Source organism: Viridibacillus sp. d25.2 (assembly GCF_055456015.2).
On the sequence record NZ_CM196652.1, the window covers coordinates 1769589 to 1788195 of the forward strand.

Below are 18607 nucleotides of genomic sequence, written 5' to 3' on the forward strand. Positions count from 1 at the left end.
AGAGAGTATCTTTGGATGCTCTTTTTATTATGCAGAAAAAGAGGTGTATGCCATTGGAAAAAATATTAGATCACGAGCGCCTCCTCGAAAATCATGAGGAACGCATTGTTACGCTAGAAAAAAGCGATACAGAAAAAGAACTGCGAATCCAGACTATCGAAAAGAATTATATGAAATTAGAGAATACTATACTCCAAGAAAATCGTGATACCCGTTCTTTCTTCCAATCTACTATGGATAAACAATGGGAACTAATCAAGTCGAGAGATAGTGCGGTTGAAAGTGAAAAAATCCGTACTTATGATTTAAGAAAAACAAAAATGGAACGCAATGCAGACCTGCTATTGAAATACGGCGGAGCTGGAAGCGTTCTTTATTTATTTTTGCAATCTTTATTCAACATATTATCTAAATAGGAGGTCATTATTATGACAGACAAACTAAAACAATATATCGCTTTATTCGGAGGACTGCTATCAGCGGTCCTTTTATTTTTGGGCTCTTTAGGAGTGGATTTATGGTGGTTCAACGACAATACAATCGACACTTTTATTAATGCGTTATTAGCTGCAGTGCCTTTCATCTTGGTTGTTTACGGTGTTTATAAAAACAGTTACATCGTAACCAAACAGGCGAAGGAGCAAGAAGAACTATTGAAACAGAAAGGACTGAAATAATATGACATATAAAATTGAAAATCAAATCATTGCAGGTTTACCATCTATAGCTTTAACATCTAAAAGTTATGTAATCGCACATGAAAGCGGAAATCCAAATAACACAAGTGCAAAAGCTTTAGATAATGAATTATCTTTCATGAAACGAAATTGCAATAACGCATTTGTTAGTCACTGGGTGGGTGGTGGTGGACGTATAGTTCAACTTGCACCAGTAGGGAAATTACAATACGGTTGTGGTCCTAAAGGTAATCCGCATTGTTACGCCCAAGTTGAGCTTGCTCGAACATCTGATAAAGCACAATTTAAAAAAGATTACGCAGCTTACATTTGGTTATTGCGTAAACTTGCCATTGATGCAGGCATTCCAGTGGCTTTAGATGACAGTGGTAAAGGAATTAAAACACACAAATGGATTACAAACAATTTAGGTGGGACAACACATATAGACCCTTACAGCTATATTGCAAGTATGGGGATTTTAGAAGCACAATTCAAAAATGATATTAAAAATGGATTAGAAAAAGAAATTACAACAGTAAGTAAACCGTCCACATCAAACAAAAACACTTACTTCACTACTAATCCAGGGAAAATAAAAGTAATAAAAGGTTGTTGGCAATATAACAGTACAAGCTTCAGCAAAAAACAGCGTGAACAAAAAGTAGATGCAGGACCAAGTATTTATACGGTTGTAAAAATCGAGAAGACAAAGAATGGTACGCCACGCCTATTAATGAAGAACGGTACTTTTATGACAGCTAATAAAAAATATATTGAAAAGGTATAATATATGAGAGTATTCGAGTTGGACCATAACCCATAAAACGTTATCTCGAATGCTCTCATGCAATGTTTTTAAATAACTCAAATATCAAATATGTATCAATTTAAGCCTTATTCTATTGGATAGGGCTTTTTTTGTTATATGGCAGATAAGATTTCAAGTCACATTCAAAATAATTAAGGTTAATGTTATTATTAAAATAGTTATTTATAAATAGGGGTTGTTTAATTTGGTGATATGCTGGTGTTGAATGAAGTAGATAATGTAATTATGTTGGTAGATAGAATTAACGATATGCATAAAGAATTTTCAGAATCTTGGATAGTTGAATTAGAGGATACATATAATTTGAAATCCAAACAAATAAGACACATAAGTAACCATGAAAATGGAATTGATTCGAATTTTTATGAATACATAAATAATTATTGTGACAAACTAACAGGAGTTCAACTTTCTGATGCATATGATGAATTAAGTGAAATTTTTAATATTACTTCCAGAGTTAAAAACCCTGATTCACGAATGTCAAAAATCCTACATTACAGAAATACTAAGGGTGAGAATGGTGCAGTAAATATAAATAAATGTTTAAATGACCTGTTAGGAATAAGATTATTCATACATGATTTTGACCATACTGATGAAGTTGAAGCTCATTTAAAGATAATCCTTGAAAAATTCAATGTTAAAGTCCATAATTCTTGTAAGGGTAGGTATAAGGCTACGCATATTTACTTTAGCAATTCCAACAATAGATACTTTCCGTGGGAGCTCCAAATATGGAGTATCAAGGATTATGATGTAAACATCAAATCTCATGCTGAATATAAACAAGGATATACAAAGTGGCCTAAAATATACCATACAGTTCAAAATGTAAAGGAGGGAAAACATGTATAAACATTTCGTAGCAATTACAAGTGTGTACTCAAGAGGTCTCCGCATTGCATGGCATTATAGCGATGAGGATTTTGATAACTCTGTAATGAGAAACTTTTTGAAACGTTTTAAAGAAAAACATGGCGACCTTCAATTAGGCATTCATCGTATTTCAACTAATTCAGTTGAATGGGATTCTGTTGTGGAATCAGACACTTATTTTAAAGATGTAATATTAATACCTAAATCTACAGATTTTATTCGTATAGCTGGTTACGATCAACACCTTTCAGCTATAGATATTGCTAAATATATTTTAACTATTGCGCCAGTGACTCAGTTAAAGTTACAAAAATTAGTTTATCTTTCTTATGAAAAATTATTGAAAACCAATGGAAAACAATTATTCAAAGAACGGATACTAGCGTGGCAACACGGGCCAGTTATAAGAGAAGTGTACGAGGAGTTTAGACAGTATGGTTCCAGTACCATTCCTTACGAAGAAGATGATAACGAGATTATTATTTCTGAGGATGTTACAATCAAGCCATCTCTAATGAGAATTTTATCTTCGGAGAACGGAAGAGCTTCTATTGATGCTATTCATGATACTTTGGAAGAAAATGCATATAATAGTGCGTGGCAATTAGTGGAGATTACACATCGAGAAGGTTCACCTTGGCAGAAAGTTTACGAAAAAGGATGTAACAATCAAATTACTGATGGTGTTATTTTGAATAGTTTTTAAAAGCACCTCCAACCAGGTGCTTTTTTATTTGCACAAAAAAAGAGGGCAAAACGCCCTCAAAAGTTATTCTTCATTTTTTAGAGAAGCTTTACGTTCTTGAATTAATTGTAGGAACTCAATTAAGTCTTCTTCTTCTGCATGGTTTTTAATGAAACTCCGTGCCCTAGCACGTGCGCTGGTATATTTAGCTCGCTCTTTATTTTTCTCCTGCCATTTTTTATTTGCTTCTGTTTGAGGGTTTTTTGACAAGGTTGTCACGCTCCTTTTTAGCTTTATTAAGTTTAGATTTCCAATAGACTTTTCTTGTATAAACAAACGTTAGAGCGACTAAAACAATGATTAAAACAAGTATAAGGATTTTCATAAGCTCAAATGGTATACTTAGAAAAGAGGAAGGGGATTAACCCCCTCTTCTTATTCTTTTGCTTTCTAACTGTACTTTCTTGGCTTCTTGCTTAGATTTCGTTCCATCGTGCCAGATTTTTCGAAACTTTGCTAAGCCAAGTAGTGCGGTTAGTATTGAAGCTATGTCTAAGTATTCCACTTGTTCACCTCCTTTCTATATCTTAATTATACTAGTACTAGTATAGAAAGTCAATAGTTTTACTGTATAAAAATAACTTTATTTACAATTATTTATTCCGGAAAAAACTAGAACAAAACAAAACCAATTAAAATTAGAACATTTTTTATTTAATACCATAATATAGAGTAAATCAGATATCCCTCATGTTTTCATCTTGTGGCGCTACCTTTTGCGGGGTGCGTTATTTTTTACTTGAAATAAGAACAAGTGTTATATGTAATGAACACAAGAAATTTAAAGAGCGATAGCCCAGAGGCTTCGCTCTTTTTAAATATATTTTTAGAGTTGTATGCGCGCCTGCCAGTTCTGTGTTTACCAACCCTTATAATTTTAGTAGTCCCCCAAAAAGTCCCCCAAGTCCCCTAATAGTATTGAGTGGTAATGAAAGAGATGGTTATTCAGAAAACATCATCCATCATTGATATATCGCTATTTATAATTTAACTTGAGTGACGTTGAAGTAAGGCAACTATTCTAATGGAGGATAGTGAGATCAAGCAAAATGTCTCCCCGTATTTTATGGCGAGAATTATTGATGTACAAAAATTTCTCGAGCGATATCCTTTTGCAAGTTCGAATTTCCTTTTTCGATTAGCTATCACGGATTCACTTCTTGAATGGAATCACGGTACCTTTGAAATCACTGTCCAATCAGGTGAAGTGACAGTTGAGAAGGTTTGCAATGAGCTTGAGTCTAATGCTGTACAAATGACGGTTCAAACGTTTGTGACGATGTTCCTTGGTTATAAGCGTCCAACCTATTTGCATAGTATAGAAAGATTAAAAGGTGATACTGCATCAGTTGTATTACTCGAATCAATCCTGCCAAACGCAGTACCAAGTTTTATCGATTATTTTTAGTTAGTAGAATAGACATTTCGAGTGAGATTTTGTATATTAAATGTAACTAAAAACGAAAGGGTGACCCAATTACATGAAGTACTAATCCTATTTTTCGAAAGCTTAGAATGAATCGTATTTTAATTCAGATGAAATACTCTGTTTATTTAAAATGCCTTCATTCCAGTGTTTTCAGAATAGGAATTGTTTTCATGTGTTGGACAAAAAAGAGACGCTCTCTTTTTTCAGTGCACCCATGCCTCCTATTCTGATTGAATAGGGGGCATTTTTTTGCCCTGATCCATGAGGGGAGAGATTGTTATGATGTTATTAGAAGCACATAAATTGCAGTATTCAATTAGGGATAGAGAAATTTTCAATATAGAGAAATTACAAATCAATGACTATGACCGCATCGGTTTAATCGGTAAAAATGGTTCTGGAAAAACGACGTTGCTTGAAGTGTTAGCATCATTGAAAGAGCTAGAGAGCGGCTATGTGAAAGCTTACAGTCCGCTAGAACTTGTACCACAGTTAAAGGAATCGACACCCGTAAAAAGTGGTGGGGAAGTCACAAAGGCATATATACAAGATGCATTAGCAAAGGGTGCCCGTCTACTAATAACAGATGAACCGACAACTCATTTAGACACGCATCATGTGGAATGGCTTGAAGGAGAGTTAATAAAAAGAGGTGGCGCATTATTAATAGTATCTCATGACCGCGCATTTCTAGATGTAGTTTGTACAAAAATTTGGGAGCTAGAAAACGGTGGACTAAAAGAATATAACGGGAACTATTCCGACTATATTGAGCAAAAGAAAATAGAAAAAAAACAACAAGAAGCATCTTACGAAAAATATACAACAAAGAAAAAACAGTTAGAAGAAGCGTTAGTTATAAAAGAAAAGAAAGCAGCAAGAGCTGCAAAAGTTCCGAAAACGGTGAGTCAATTGGAAGCATCCAAGACAAAACCCTATTTTGCGAAAAAACAAAAGAAACTACAAAAAACAGTTAAAGCAATTGAAACGAGATTAGGGCAACTAGAAAAAGTGGAGAAAGTAAAAAATCCAGTTGCGATTAAAATGGATTTACCAAACGCAGAAACAGTGAAAGGTAAAATCATTATTCGAGTAGAAGATGTGGATGGTCGAATAGGGGAGCGTTTGCTGTGGCAGAAAAGCAGTTTCCAAATTCGTGGAGGAGATAAAATCGCCATTACCGGGAATAATGGTAGTGGAAAAACGACTTTAATAAAGAAAATCCATAAACAAGAAAAAGGTATTACCATCTCCCCTGCATTGAAGATCGGTTATTTTAGTCAAAACTTAAATGTGTTAAATGTTGAGAAATCTATTTTAGAAAATGTCACCGAGCTATCGGTACAAGATGAGACATTTATTAGAACTGTGTTGGCAAGACTCCATTTTTATAGAGATGATGTGTATAAAAAGGTAGGGGTGCTCAGTGGTGGTGAGAGGGTAAAAGTAGCACTTGCCAAAATTTTTGTTAGTGATGTAAATACGTTGATATTAGATGAACCGACGAATTTTCTTGATATAGATGCAGTTGAGGCATTTGAATCGCTCCTAAAAGAATACGAAGGAACAATTATCTTCGTCTCTCATGATCGACGCTTTATAGAAAATATTTCAACCAGTCAGCTGAAAATTGAAAAAGGAAAAATAAGATTATTTGAAGGACCTTTGAAAGAGAGTGTGCAAATAAAGAAAACGAATGCACCCAATGATAAAGAAAATGAATTATTAATATTAAATTTGAAGATATCTGAAGTATTAGGACGACTTAGTATAGAACCTACAAAGGAACTTGAAAGTGAATTTCAACGATTAATAGAAGCAAAGCGTAAATTTTAATAATAGAACCTCGAAAAGGGTGAAATAAAACCTTTTTGAGGTTCTATTTCTAAAGAAAGGTTTATTCTGGAATATTTGTTTAATCCACATCGATTGAAAATTATCGGTGTCCTTTCAGTTAGTAGTGCCTCCATTAACATTCAAATGAGAGATTGCAAATAGAGCGTGAAAATCTACAAGTTCAACAAAAAACGCTAAAAGAGGTTGAATAAATAAAAAATGGACATACTAAAATTGAAAGAACTTAAGATGATCCAAATAAATTCGAAGAAGTTTCCAAATTAGGCGTCATTAAATAGAAGGGCAAGATCATCAATTTAATCAAATAAAATAATAACCAATAGTAAATAATTTATAATAAAGGTATTTTTTTAATTATTTTCAAAATAATTTTAAAGATTGAATGTGAATGAAAAACCCTATTTGACAAGGTTTGTGAGCTGTTTGAGAGAAAAAATGTAATGTGGAAATCAGTTCTTTTATTTTTTATTCTTCATAACACTTGCATATCTCGTAAGTGCATGGTATTATGAAGTTAGTTATTTTTGTTCGGTGCAAAGGGCAGTATAAGTTTGACTTGTCGTCTGGACCATCACTTTGGACAAGGATAGTAATACAATGTGTGGATATCACACTAGGAGGCAACAATAATGGAACAAGGTACAGTAAAATGGTTTAACGCAGAAAAAGGTTTTGGATTTATCGAACGCGAAAACGGAGATGACGTATTCGTACACTTCTCAGCAATCCAAAGTGAAGGATTCAAATCTTTAGACGAAGGTCAAAAAGTTACTTTCGACGTTGAGCAAGGCGCTCGTGGCGCTCAAGCTGCTAACGTTCAAAAAGCTTAATTTGAACTAGCTGTCGAAAAACCGACTCTCTTTTGAGAGTCGGTTTTTTATTGTCTTTTTTATTTTCCATAGTGTGGCGAACAATGGTGCATTTACTAGATAGCTCATAAACTGATATTGCGAGGCTTAGAGCATTAATAATTGCTTCAACACGTTTAGGTATAATACTTTGAAGAAAAGTGAAACATAAGATTAGAGTGATATAGTGAAACATCTTATATATTCATTCTTTTAACTTCTGCAATCGAACTATTTCAACTTCAAATTGAAAAAAATAATTATGAAGGTGTTGAAAAAAGTGAAGGAAATTTACGCAGATTTACATATTCATATTGGTCGTACCAAAAGTGGTAGGCCGGTTAAAATTACAGGTAGTAAGAGATTAACTTTAAGACGCATTTTAGAAGCAGCGAGTGATCGGAAAGGCATTGACCTAGTAGGTATTATAGATTGCCATTCACCTGAGGTTATCGAAGAAATTGAAGAGATGATACAAAATGGCGAGATGGTGGAACTTGTTGATGGAGGGTTACAGTTCGGGCAATCTACTTTGATACTTGGTTCTGAAATTGAAATTTACGACGAGAATTGTCATGGACCAATTCATGTTCTTGCTTATTTTCCTACTATTGAAATTATGAAAACTTTTTCAATGTGGATGAGTGGCTATGTGAAGAATATCAATTTAAGCTCTCAACGTATTTACTGCGATGGTATTACACTCCAAAAGAAAGTGCGTTCACTTGGAGGTTTATTTATTCCTGCACATGTTTTTACCCCTTTTAAAAGCTTATATGGTAAAGGTGTTTTGTCTAGTTTAAGTGAGGTGTTTGATCCAGCGATAATCGACGGTATTGAGCTTGGTTTAAGCTCCGATACGTATATGGTAAGAGGCATTAAAGAGTTAGAACAATATACCTTCTTAACGAATTCAGATGCCCATTCAGTAGGTAAAATTGCAAGGGAATATCAAAAGGTAAGACTTGATCATGCAAGTTTTGCTGAATTACAAAAAGCGCTTCAAGAAAAAGATGGACGTGCTATCGTCGCTAATTACGGCTTAAATCCATTACTTGGTAAATACTATCAAACGGTTTGTGCTGGATGTGCTGCAAAAGTAGATGAGGGCTTAGCTGAATGCCCATTATGTCACAAACATAATATTATTAAAGGTGTTGCCACGAGAATTAAAGAACTATCTGAGAGCGAGGAGAGTGTACGACAAAGGCCTCCATATATTCATCAAGTTCCACTAGATTTTATACCAGGGCTCGGACCGAAATCGCTAGAACGATTGCTTCTTGCTGTTGGGACAGAAATGAACATACTGCATAAAGCTAGCTACAAAGAACTAAAAGCAGTCGTGCCCGATAAATTAGTTCGTTATATCGATCAGTCCCGTAAAGGGGAGTTATTAATAGAAGTTGGTGGTGGTGGCAAGTATGGTAAGGTACAAAAAGAAGAATCTTAATTATTTTTAGTGTAAAAAGCTTTCAACGAATGGATTAGCCATTTATCGAAAGCTTTTTCGTTTATCTATCTGCGTTGCTTTGGCTTAGAAGATGTTGATATTCTTCATCGATTAGCGCAATGTCCAATCGCTCAAATAACGGTTCTACAGATTGAACGGATGTTGGCAATTCAACTATTTCATGCCATGAGATTTCTGTAATTCCAAGCATGTTGTGAATCTTCTTTGTTGAAAATGGTATGAATGGTTCTAGTAATTGCGATAAATTCGCAATGATATAGACACATGTTGCAAGCGTATTTGCACAACCGATGTCATCATCCTTTACCTGTAACCATGGTTGCTGCTCATCAAAATATTTGTTAGCCGAGCGGATGTAAGAAAAGATGTCTTCCAGAGGTGCTTTAAAATGACCTTGTTCAATCGCAATACCTACCACATTATAGAGCTTTTGCGTGTGAAGTTTGATGGAATCATTAAGAATGCCTTTTGGAATTTGTTTATCGAATGATTTTTCGATAAATTTTAATGTTCTGTTCACAAAATTTCCATACGCCCCTAAAAGTTCGCTATTATGGCTATAAATAAATTCACGCCAAGAAAAGTCTGTATCACGGTTTTCAGGTGCATTAATTGTCAAGAAATAACGAATTGTATCTGCATCATATTTTTCAATAATATAAGGTATCCATACTGCCCAGTTTAGACTTGTAGAGAGTTTTCGTTTCTCAAGTGTTAAGTATTCATTTGACACGATATGAGTAGGGAGGGCTGGGCTATTAAGCCCTATCAAAATACCAGGCCAAATAATTGTGTGAAAGGGAATATTATCTTTGCCGTGAACGTAATAAGAGATGGTGTCACTATTCCAGAAATTTTGAACGTTTTCCTGATGTTGTTTTGCCCATTCTAAACTGGCTGTATAATATCCCGACACTGCCTCAATCCATACATATATTTTCTTGCCGTCAAACCCGTCTATTGGTACATCGATTCCATTAGGTAAATCTCTTGTAACGGCTCTATCGGGTACGCCCTCAGATAAGTATCGTTCAGATAAGTCGATTGCATTTTGGCGCCATGCTTTTTGTTCCTTTGCATTTTGAACATAGTGTTCTAAAGCGTTTTGCAACTTGCTAAATGCAAAGTAAAAATGTTCAGTTTCTTTTACGATGGGTTGATTTCCGCATATTTTACATCTTCTATCGATTAAATCAAGTGGATCTAATATAGTTGAGCAATGATCACATTGATCACCGCGAGCCTTACTACCGCAAACTGGACAGATTCCTTCTACAAAACGGTCCGGAAGAAATTGCTGATCATGTTCACAGTACGTTTGTTCAATTGTCTTTTTATACAAAAAGTCGGAATCTAGTAGGTCCAGGAAGATACTCTTAACGGTTTGATGATGATGTTCAGCATCCGTACGCGTATATAAATCGTAAGTGAAACCGAGTTTATTAAAACAAGTAGTAAATTCTTCGTGATATCGATTTGCAATTTCTTTTACGGTAACACCTTCTTGATTTGCTCGGATAGAAATAGGTGTCCCATTACAATCGCTACCAGATACATAAAGGACTTTTTCTTTCTTTAATCGATAATATCTAGCCAAAATATCTCCTGGTAATAATGCAGCAATATGCCCTAAATGCAATGATCCATTAGCATAAGGCCAAGCTCCTCCAATAACAATGCTCATTTAATTTCCCTCCTAAAATAAAAAAACTCGCCCCAATCAAATTAATTGATCAGGACGAGGATATATACTCGTGTTACCACCTTCATTTGCAAATAGCTCACACTATTTGCCTTCATCAGTACACCATTTAAGGGATACAGCTGCTGTTATAACGAGTGCCTTTCTCGTCGTAGCCTACTAAATAAATCGTTCGGTACGAAGCTCAGAGGTCATTTTCGAATAGTTAAGTTCACTTCATTCCCACCGACAGAAGTTCTCTAGGCAACTTAATTTACTCTACTTTTCCTCATCAACGCGTATTTCTATATGTTGAAAAGAATTATAAAGCACTATTAATGGAAAAGCAAGTATATGTCAAATGGACAAAGTTATTTCGTTTCAAGCAAAAGTAGAGGAGACAATTGAAATAAACAAACTGACGTGCAAATTCAGAAAGGCTAAAACATTTAATGATTGGTCGGACGAGTTTTGTTATAGCACACCGTTTAAAAACGATCGAAAATGCCGATAAAATACTTGTTATTAAAGACGGAGAAATAATAGAGCGTGGCAATCGATAAAGAATTCATAGAGCAACAAGGATTTTATTCTGAATTACAAAGGAAATTAGATATTCTCTCAACATCATCTTGAGTGGAAATGAATGATTATGGTTATTAGTACCTATAATCATTCATTTTCTATATAGAGTAAATGAATAATATGATATTTTTGATAAAAATAGTTAAAAATTAATATTTAGGTCATGAATATACTATAAAATGCTTCGGTTCTCTGTTCAATAGTCTTGGGTTTAGCGGTGTGTGGACGATGTTTTGCCCTATTTTTTATTGATTTTGTTTTCTTTAATTATAACGATATAATTTTGCTGTATAATTAGTACTATTAGAAATGGGGTTTGGTTAATGTGGAAAAGGACCTAAAAAATATACATCATCTAGAAGGATCACCGCTTATTCGTTGGAACAAAAATGAACCTAATGAGTTTTTGCAACAATTCATAGCTAAGCTAAAAAGTTTGAATAGGATTCTTTCTACGAATACATATGTTAAAGGAACCAATAAAGTGCTTGAGCGAATTATAGAAGATGCTCAAAATCAAACAATTATTTTACTTATAGGAATGACTGGATCAGGCAAAACAAGTCTAGTAAATGCACTTCTTAAAAGAACCGTATTACCGTCGAAAATGGCAAGGGCTACAGCTGTCAACACAATGATTCGATACGGTCAATTAGAAGAAGTTAAGGCTTATTTTCTTGATGGTCAAATTGCTAGTTTTGACCTTGATAAAGTGGAGCTATTTACGACATCTGATACGTTTAGTGCGGAAATCCTACGTGAAAATCTAGATTATATAGAGGTTTATGTGAATAACGATTTATTAAAAAAGGTTACCTTAATTGATACAATACCTCTAGAGCCTAATAACGAGGAATCAGCATATGTTAAAGAGTCCATCTTAAACCGTGCGGATGATTTGTATTGGATATTCCACTGTGATACTAAGCCTACACAAAGCGAGTTAAAACTACTTGGAAAATTACAAGAGCGAAAAAACAAACCCCTTGCCATCATTAATGCAATTGATATTCATGAATCGGCGTACGATCAATTTACTGCGGAACAAAGTGAAATGTTGTCACAATATTTCCGTAAGATGATAGGAATCTCTGTGAAGAATGCTGAAGAGGCAGTTTCGGTCGATGAAGAGAAATGGCAACAAAGTCAGTTCGAAATTCTATTACAAGAAATCGAGAAATCACATGCTAGCCAATCAGACCATGTTTATTTAATAATGGATCGTTTTATAAAATGGCTAAAGAGGTTCAAAACAGAAGTCGAGTTAATTCCGCAAAGAGAACCCTATCTATCTGCTTATAACCTATTAGAAGAGTACCAATTAGGAAAACAAACGGAATCTGCTCGAGAAAAAGATGAATATCAAAAGTTGAATACGTATGAAAGAGAGTATCGTCAAGCTAGTCTTGTCTTTAAAGACGTGCAAACGCTTTATCAGTTATTACAAGTGATTTCTAACAATCAGCATTTTAAAACTTTCGATGTTATGGTCTTTGTCGAGTATGCAAACGACTATCTAAAGGCTGTTAGAGAATATCGTACAATGCTTCAAAGGTACAAGAAGGAGTTTAACCATAGCGCTAATCATCAGCGACATATAACGAGTAAACGTGGGTTGAAAACAAAGTTTAATAGTGAGCAACAAAGTGAACAATCGAGTAAGTTGACTCAACCACTTCAGGCATTACATAAGACAATTGATCAACAATACAACAAAATTCTTGAATTGGAAACTCAGCTTTTCAACGAATATGAAAAAATAAATCAGCAATTGAACAATATTGCGAGTAGCCATCTCGCTAGAATTTTAAAAAAGGTCAGTTTAATCAGTACAGAACGAAAGAAAAAGAAACAACAGTTGGAAAAAGCAATAAAACAGTTAAATAGTTTTAATAATATTTTAGAAGCAAAAGAATTTGTGGAGACATTTGTAGAACAGCTCATTGAACAAAAGGATCTTATAGTGACAAAAAAGGAACGTCTCTCACTGATAGAAACATTAGTGAAGATTAAAAGCATAAGATTATCACATCAAACGCTAATTGCTAGTACACAAATCGAAGATCAAAATGACAACATATCTACAGCTCAATCCAACATTGCTACACAATATAAATTGCAACGGCTAACAATGACAATAGATGATATGAAATCAGAAATTGAAGAACCACCAATATTTAGTGAAATAACAGAATGATAAAGCAGAAGATACTTATCCCAGTAGTAGATGGGCATGAGTATCTTTTTTTATTTACTTAGTTATATTATACAAAGCTTATTTAAACCGAAGGAATCTTTATTCATCTGGCAATGTTAAAACTGACATATAGTAATGTGAAACTTTAGCTTAATTACAACGTAAATAAAATACTGTAGTGTAAAATAATAGGGGGTTCAATTGATGTCCATTATTCTTGATGCATTAAACTTAGTAATTTATTTACCATTTTTTAAACCAGATGAAGAAGATATTTCAAAAAATATCGAAGCATTAAAAAAACAAAATTGGTATCTGTCTTTATTGGAAGATGCCGAATTGAAGAGATTAATTGTACATGATAAAGATGTTAGACAAATAATTGGTCGATTTAATTACGAGAAATTAAGTCAAAAGTGTTATCAAATCAAGTGTCAACATACAATTGAAGAAGCTTTAAAAGAAAAAATAGTAGCATAAAATAAAGACTGTTCACCAGCTTGTTTGATGTCGAGCTGCGATGGAGTAAGGAATATGCTGATGATTTAGAAGGATATTATCAGCTCGCATACATTCCTGTGTATCCAAATCTCGAAGGTGATTTGGCATTTATTGAAGCAGAAGACGCTAGGGTCATTGTGAAAAAGGATTTATTTTGATGAAAAAGTTTTATATTCCGACATTCAAAATTACTTGAACATTAATGGGATTATTATTTGAAAATATGGTTTAGAAGCAGAATGGGGAATTAGTAAGCCTGCTTCAGCATTTTCTAAGAACCATTGATAAATAAATATATGACGACTTTTAAAAAGAATAAAACCAGCTGTTGAAAAATTTACATTAATATAGTTCGTACCTACTAATTAGAAGGTCCCTTTTTTATCAATATCAACAGTAAAAATTAACGAAATAATTAAATATTCAGTATAAAACATTTTTCCAATATGTTACAATTTTTTATCAAATAAAAGGAATGATTTTAAATGGGTATTCGAGCATTAATTAAATAACACCCCTTTCAGCTATTAAAAAAGGAGTGTTAAATAATGAAAAATAATGATCAATTTTATGATAAGCAATACGAATGGATGAATAAATTCACTGGAGTGGCAATAGGCCAGTATCATCATGAATTAGTCGAATTAGTAGAGAAAAATAGTCAGCAAGGGCCGTTGCATCTATTAGAATTAGGTAGTGGAAACGGTGAATTCGCAGTTGCTGCAGCGTTGCGAGAACATCAGGTTACAACTGTAGATATAATCCAACTAGCAATTCAGAAAATGATTCATCTTGCTAAAGAAAATAATGTGACCAAGCGAATGCACGTTCATCATGATGGTTTCTATACTATTCAATTTGCTGATAAATTCGATGCCATCTGTTATTGGGATGGTTTTGGTGTTGGAGCAGATGAAGACCAGCAATTATTACTCAGTAATATAGATAACTGGTTAAAACCTGGTGGTAAAGCTTTCATAGATGTATATGCTCCTAATTACTGGAGAAAAACGGCAGGTCAATTTGTTAAGTTATCTCAAAAGATTCATAGACAATATGACTACGATTTAGAGAATAATAGAATGTTAGATTCTTGGTGGCTGTCAGAAAATCCAGATGAAAAAAAGCAACAATCCTTGCGTTGCTATGATGTAGTAGAATTTGAAAAACTGATAACAAGTACTTCATTATCTATTGAAGAGATTATTCCAGGTGGCAAAATGGACTATAATAGCTGGGTATATCATGGACGAGTATCTTTAAATGAAGCTATGATGTACACAGTAATTCTACAAAAAAATGAGGTTAGACTATGAATTATTCTGTCCGACAGGCAACAATTCTAGATGTAGTAGGTATTGCAAAAGTACATGTAGATAGTTGGCGCACTACCTACAAAGGCATTATGAGGCAAGACTTCTTAGACAATCTAACATATAGCAGTAGAGAAGCATTATGGCAGCGTAATATCGAAAGTGAAGGGAATATTATTCTTGTAGCTGTAAATGAAGAAGAACAAATCGTAGGGTTTACTTCTGGTTCTAAAACACAAGAAGGTGAATACCCGAACTATGATGCGGATGTTACAGCTATCTATTTATTTCAGGGAGAACAGGGAAAAGGGATTGGCAAAGCTATGTTACATCAGCTATTTGCAGAGTTTAAAAAATTGAATTACAGTTCTTCGATTGTTAAAGTTTTAGAAGACAATTCATCTTGTCGCTTTTATGAGGCGATGGGTGCAGAATTCATCGATTCAAATACAATACAAATCGGTGGTAAAAAATTAGAGTTACTTACCTATGGTTGGACAAGAATATAGCAGGGTAAAAACATGAAAGCAGCCGATTTTAATTTCCGGCTGCTTTCTCTATTTCTCCTTCTTGTAGTAATTTGAATATCCAATCAATCACCAAAGGCAAAAACTAATTCTGTCTCGCAAACAATTTCTCCATCTACAGTAGCGATTCCTTTACCTTTCCCAATAGGACCTATTACTCGAGTAATTTCCACTTCTAGACGAAGTTGGTCTCCCGGTTTTACTTGACGTTTAAAACGGCATTTATCAATTCCGGCTAAAAGTCCTAAACGTCCTTCATTTCCTTCTTTAGTAAGCATTACAATTGCACTTACTTGAGCTAATGCCTCTACAATTAATACACCTGGCATAATTGGGTAACCAGGGAAGTGTCCATTAAAAAATTCTTCATTTGCAGTTACATTTTTAATCCCAACTGCTCTTTTACCTTCTTCTAACTCTAGCACTCGATCAACTAATAGAAATGGGTAGCGATGTTTAATGATTTCTTGTATTTTTTGTGTGTCTAACAATATGTTTTCCTCCGTATCATAAATAGATTCCTCTTTATATTAACACCTGGTGCTAATAGTTAGTAACATTTTTTTTGCGGATTATTAAGAAAAACTTCTTAGTAGTTTTTTAACTTGATAGGAAAGGAATGGACTATATTGCATTAAAAAAGCGTTCAACAAGTGCTAGAGCACAGGTTGAACGCTTCATTGTTTTTAAAAGAATACTTTTTCAGTATTGTATTTCGCGCGGAAATGATTGATAGCAAAAGTTTCATAAATTTCACGTTCCATTTGATCTTCAACAACGAATACTTCAATTTTATGAACTTCGTTACGGTGATCTTTAATTGGTGAAACGTTATCTTCAAAGTGTTTTTTTACACGTTGACGGATTTTACGTGCTTTACCTACGAATAAAAGCTCATTTTCTTTGTTAAAGAACATGAAAAAGCCGCCTTTATCACGAGGGATTTCATGGAAATCAATAAATCCATAAATTGAAGGTATAATCGCGTCCCCTTCTTTAATTTTTTGTTCACGTTGACGAATTACTACGTCTGGTTTTGGCATTTCAATTTTGATCAAAAAAATTCACGTCCTCATTATTATATAGTAGTTAATGCTACCATAGTTGTGCTGGAAAAGCTATCGGATTTAGTCGTAGCAGAAATACTTGTCTATTATAAAAAAAATCGGCCATTTATTCAATTTCTCCTCAACAAAAATAACCCGTTAGATGACGGGAATTATTGTTTTTTTCTAATTTTTAACGAATCTGATAATGAACCTTGTAAGCTATTCTATTAATTTAGGTATTATTAGTGTGAATCAATCAGTATCTACTGTCAGCTCAAGTTGCGCAGTGATTTCGATTCCATTAAGTGCTTGTGTAGCAAGACGATCTGCCTCGGAATTCGCTTTACGTGGTATAAGTTCGTAGCTAGGACGAATGCCAAGTTCTTTTAATTTCTCATCAATTCGATCGGCCCAGGACGATAATTCTTTTTCTAATAAAGCCCATTCTCCACTCATCTGGTTGATGACAACCTGAGAATCTCCAATGAAAACGACAGGCAGATGATGAACATTTAATCGCTCTAGCTCCCTTAGACTTAAATGAAGCGCTGCATATTCTGCCTCGTTATTTGATTTCAGCATCTCAGAAGGAGCATTCTTCCTCAGCCTATACGATTTCCCACTTTGTTCAAAATATATAACACAGCCTAAACCTGATGTGCTAGTCGAGCGATCAAATCCGCCATCGAAATAAACTGTGATATTATGCGGTTCGGTTTCAATTTCTTTAATATATTGCTTCAATTCTTTAATTGTCCAAGTGCTGTCGAACGAATCGGTAAATGTAATACTTTTAACACGATCTGTTCGCTCAATGTCTTCTGCAATTATCAGTCCTTTTGCAGCAGGCATCTCCTCAGAGCGAAATGTGGTTTCCGTTCCTCTTGGCGTTTTGTACGTCCATTCGATTGAGATGTTCATCGATAATCCTCCTATACGTCTGAATTCAATATTTTAGATTTCCGAAAGTAATAAGCTATTTATTTTAAAATTTGAAGTAGGAATTATTATATTCATTTTATTATCATTCGCTTTATGACATTACAATGTTTGTAAAAGTTAATTTTGCCTCTAGACAACATAATTATACCCGAAAAAAACCGTGAATTTATTTTGCGTAAGGAAAGTTTTTACACAGCTTAAGTTAAGTGCTCTTTATGGAAGTTGGTTTATCAGAAAGTATAATTTATTGCATTCAGTAAATATTAAAGGAACGGCGTTTTTTGAAATAATTATTAAGCTTGGTAGGTGATGTATTGACACGTAAGCATATATTAATACTAACTGTTTGTGCATTAATCATCTCAGTGTTTTACGCTGGTTTCAGTATCGCTGCTGACAAGGGACGGCGATACTATGAGGGAACAGGGCAAATGCTTTGGGATATTAATACTGAAGAGAAGATTATCGCCATTACATTTGACGATGGACCACATCCACGATACACTGGACAAATTTTAGATTTACTGGCTAAATACAAAGCCAAAGCTACTTTTTTTGTTATTGGGGAAAATGCAGAAAAGCACCCTGATTTAGTTCTACGGGAATATAACGAAGGACATGAATTAGCTAACCACACATATACACATCCGTATAAGACAACGCCTAAGCAATTTGAAAAAGAACTAAAAGAGACCAATGAAATTATATACGGTATTACAGGCTTTTCTCCAGTGCTGTTTCGTCCTGTAGGTGGGCAATATGATGAAAAAATGATCGATATTGCCACGAAGAATGGATATAAAGTAGTAATTTGGTCTTGGCATCAAGATACTGAAGATTGGAAGGGAATTTGGTCTCAAAAGATTATAAATAAAGTATTGAAAGGTTCTAAGCCTGGTGATGTGATTCTATTTCACGATGGAGGCGGGAATAGGACTCAAACGTTAAAAGCGCTTGAGAAAATAATACCTGAACTTCAAAAGCAAGGGTACAAATTTGTCACCATATCAGAGCTGATGGACAGTGTGAATGGAAAAGTTAGTAATTAAAGGTACTTTAATAGCTAATAAT

Annotated in this window: 20 protein-coding genes, 1 pseudogene and 1 other annotated feature; of the genes and pseudogenes, 15 read left to right on the top strand and 6 right to left on the bottom strand. The window is 34.2% G+C overall.

From position 1 onward, the window contains the following. Positions 1-53: 53 nt before the first annotated feature. The 5 genes from ACZLO7_RS08920 (at position 54) to ACZLO7_RS08940 (ending at position 3094) form a co-directional block, all read left to right on the top strand. A complete protein-coding gene (locus ACZLO7_RS08920; RefSeq protein ID WP_464938965.1) occupies positions 54-416 on the top strand; it encodes a hypothetical protein in 363 nt (120 codons plus the stop codon). Between the two features lie 12 nt (positions 417-428). Then, positions 429-677, top strand: a complete 249-nt coding sequence (locus ACZLO7_RS08925; RefSeq protein WP_464938966.1) for a phage holin — start codon at positions 429-431, stop codon at positions 675-677. Position 678: 1 nt separating this feature from the next. Then, on the top strand, positions 679-1467 hold the full coding sequence (locus ACZLO7_RS08930) for a DUF5776 domain-containing protein (protein ID WP_464938967.1): 789 nt from the start codon (positions 679-681) through the stop codon (positions 1465-1467). Between the two features lie 243 nt (positions 1468-1710). Next, the gene (locus ACZLO7_RS08935; protein WP_511261403.1) at positions 1711-2367 is read left to right on the top strand and encodes a nucleotidyltransferase family protein; all 657 of its coding nucleotides are present in this window, start codon (positions 1711-1713) and stop codon (positions 2365-2367) included. Then, positions 2360-3094 carry a Panacea domain-containing protein gene (locus tag ACZLO7_RS08940; RefSeq protein WP_464938969.1) on the top strand — a complete coding sequence of 245 codons (735 nt, stop codon included), beginning with the start codon at positions 2360-2362 and terminating at the stop codon, positions 3092-3094. Before ACZLO7_RS08935 ends, ACZLO7_RS08940 begins: the two co-directional genes overlap by 8 nt. A 63-nt stretch (positions 3095-3157) precedes the next feature. Here ACZLO7_RS08940 and ACZLO7_RS08945 read toward each other — a convergent pair whose 3' ends face one another. After that, a complete protein-coding gene (locus ACZLO7_RS08945) occupies positions 3158-3343 on the bottom strand; it encodes a hypothetical protein (protein ID WP_464938970.1) in 186 nt (61 codons plus the stop codon). 151 nt (positions 3344-3494) lie between these two features. Further along, a complete protein-coding gene (locus ACZLO7_RS08950; protein WP_464938971.1) occupies positions 3495-3638 on the bottom strand; it encodes a hypothetical protein in 144 nt (47 codons plus the stop codon). 519 nt (positions 3639-4157) lie between these two features. On the opposite strand from ACZLO7_RS08950, the gene ACZLO7_RS08955 reads away from it, so the two are divergent. The 4 genes from ACZLO7_RS08955 (at position 4158) to ACZLO7_RS08970 (ending at position 8720) form a co-directional block, all read left to right on the top strand. After that, positions 4158-4541 (top strand): sterol carrier protein domain-containing protein, encoded by a 384-nt coding sequence (locus tag ACZLO7_RS08955; protein ID WP_464938972.1) that lies wholly within the window; start codon positions 4158-4160, stop codon positions 4539-4541. Positions 4542-4841: 300 nt separating this feature from the next. Next, entirely contained in the window at positions 4842-6398 is a 1557-nt protein-coding gene (locus tag ACZLO7_RS08960; RefSeq protein ID WP_464938973.1) for a Vga family ABC-F type ribosomal protection protein, read from the top strand. 650 nt (positions 6399-7048) lie between these two features. Beyond that, positions 7049-7249, top strand: coding sequence for a cold shock protein CspC (cspC, locus tag ACZLO7_RS08965; protein ID WP_010331195.1), 201 nt, complete (start codon positions 7049-7051; stop codon positions 7247-7249). Positions 7250-7547: 298 nt separating this feature from the next. After that, the gene (locus ACZLO7_RS08970; protein ID WP_464938974.1) at positions 7548-8720 is read left to right on the top strand and encodes an endonuclease Q family protein; all 1173 of its coding nucleotides are present in this window, start codon (positions 7548-7550) and stop codon (positions 8718-8720) included. 61 nt (positions 8721-8781) lie between these two features. Here the strand turns inward: ACZLO7_RS08970 and metG are convergent, their stop codons facing one another. Further along, the gene (gene metG / locus ACZLO7_RS08975) at positions 8782-10425 is read right to left on the bottom strand and encodes a methionine--tRNA ligase (RefSeq protein WP_464938975.1); all 1644 of its coding nucleotides are present in this window, start codon (positions 10423-10425) and stop codon (positions 8782-8784) included. Between the two features lie 47 nt (positions 10426-10472). Further along, positions 10473-10727: a binding site (T-box leader), on the bottom strand. Positions 10728-10836: 109 nt separating this feature from the next. Here metG and ACZLO7_RS08980 point away from each other — a divergent pair. The 5 genes and pseudogenes from ACZLO7_RS08980 to ACZLO7_RS09000 form a co-directional block, all read left to right on the top strand. Further along, positions 10837-11058, top strand: a pseudogene (locus tag ACZLO7_RS08980) (multidrug ABC transporter ATP-binding protein); the annotation flags it as partial. Between the two features lie 274 nt (positions 11059-11332). Further along, on the top strand, positions 11333-13204 hold the full coding sequence (locus ACZLO7_RS08985) for a dynamin family protein (RefSeq protein ID WP_464938976.1): 1872 nt from the start codon (positions 11333-11335) through the stop codon (positions 13202-13204). Positions 13205-13408: 204 nt separating this feature from the next. Then, positions 13409-13684: a hypothetical protein gene (locus tag ACZLO7_RS08990; RefSeq protein ID WP_464938977.1), complete on the top strand. Its 276-nt coding sequence runs from the start codon at positions 13409-13411 to the stop codon at positions 13682-13684. Positions 13685-14253: 569 nt separating this feature from the next. After that, a complete protein-coding gene (locus ACZLO7_RS08995; protein ID WP_464938978.1) occupies positions 14254-15021 on the top strand; it encodes a class I SAM-dependent methyltransferase in 768 nt (255 codons plus the stop codon). Further along, the gene (locus ACZLO7_RS09000) at positions 15018-15527 is read left to right on the top strand and encodes a GNAT family N-acetyltransferase (RefSeq protein ID WP_464938980.1); all 510 of its coding nucleotides are present in this window, start codon (positions 15018-15020) and stop codon (positions 15525-15527) included. The genes ACZLO7_RS08995 and ACZLO7_RS09000 overlap by 4 nt, the downstream gene beginning before the upstream one ends. Positions 15528-15610: 83 nt before the next feature. Here the strand turns inward: ACZLO7_RS09000 and fabZ are convergent, their stop codons facing one another. The 3 genes from fabZ to ACZLO7_RS09015 all read right to left on the bottom strand — a co-directional run bounded on the left by fabZ (position 15611) and on the right by ACZLO7_RS09015 (position 17515). After that, entirely contained in the window at positions 15611-16036 is a 426-nt protein-coding gene (gene fabZ, locus ACZLO7_RS09005; protein ID WP_464938981.1) for a 3-hydroxyacyl-ACP dehydratase FabZ, read from the bottom strand. A 195-nt stretch (positions 16037-16231) separates the two neighbouring features. Next, entirely contained in the window at positions 16232-16603 is a 372-nt protein-coding gene (locus ACZLO7_RS09010) for a nucleotide excision repair endonuclease (RefSeq protein ID WP_053416132.1), read from the bottom strand. 243 nt (positions 16604-16846) lie between these two features. Then, on the bottom strand, positions 16847-17515 hold the full coding sequence (locus ACZLO7_RS09015; protein WP_464938982.1) for a ribonuclease H family protein: 669 nt from the start codon (positions 17513-17515) through the stop codon (positions 16847-16849). 335 nt (positions 17516-17850) lie between these two features. On the opposite strand from ACZLO7_RS09015, the gene ACZLO7_RS09020 reads away from it, so the two are divergent. Further along, the gene (locus tag ACZLO7_RS09020; RefSeq protein WP_464938983.1) at positions 17851-18585 is read left to right on the top strand and encodes a polysaccharide deacetylase family protein; all 735 of its coding nucleotides are present in this window, start codon (positions 17851-17853) and stop codon (positions 18583-18585) included. The last annotated feature ends 22 nt before the right edge of the window (positions 18586-18607 follow it).

Bases quoted from the DNA above. Each gene is read 5' to 3' on its own strand.
- ACZLO7_RS08925 (WP_464938966.1), top strand. From the start codon at position 429: ATGACAGACAAACTAAAACAATATATCGCTTTATTCGGAGGACTGCTA.
- ACZLO7_RS08930 (WP_464938967.1), top strand. From the start codon at position 679: ATGACATATAAAATTGAAAATCAAATCATTGCAGGTTTACCATCTATA.
- ACZLO7_RS08940 (WP_464938969.1), top strand. From the start codon at position 2,360: ATGTATAAACATTTCGTAGCAATTACAAGTGTGTACTCAAGAGGTCTC.
- ACZLO7_RS08955 (WP_464938972.1), top strand. From the start codon at position 4,158: ATGGAGGATAGTGAGATCAAGCAAAATGTCTCCCCGTATTTTATGGCG.
- ACZLO7_RS08960 (WP_464938973.1), top strand. From the start codon at position 4,842: ATGATGTTATTAGAAGCACATAAATTGCAGTATTCAATTAGGGATAGA.
- cspC (WP_010331195.1), top strand. From the start codon at position 7,049: ATGGAACAAGGTACAGTAAAATGGTTTAACGCAGAAAAAGGTTTTGGA.
- metG (WP_464938975.1), bottom strand. From the start codon at position 10,425: ATGAGCATTGTTATTGGAGGAGCTTGGCCTTATGCTAATGGATCATTG.
- ACZLO7_RS08990 (WP_464938977.1), top strand. From the start codon at position 13,409: ATGTCCATTATTCTTGATGCATTAAACTTAGTAATTTATTTACCATTT.
- ACZLO7_RS08995 (WP_464938978.1), top strand. From the start codon at position 14,254: ATGAAAAATAATGATCAATTTTATGATAAGCAATACGAATGGATGAAT.
- ACZLO7_RS09000 (WP_464938980.1), top strand. From the start codon at position 15,018: ATGAATTATTCTGTCCGACAGGCAACAATTCTAGATGTAGTAGGTATT.
- ACZLO7_RS09015 (WP_464938982.1), bottom strand. From the start codon at position 17,515: ATGAACATCTCAATCGAATGGACGTACAAAACGCCAAGAGGAACGGAA.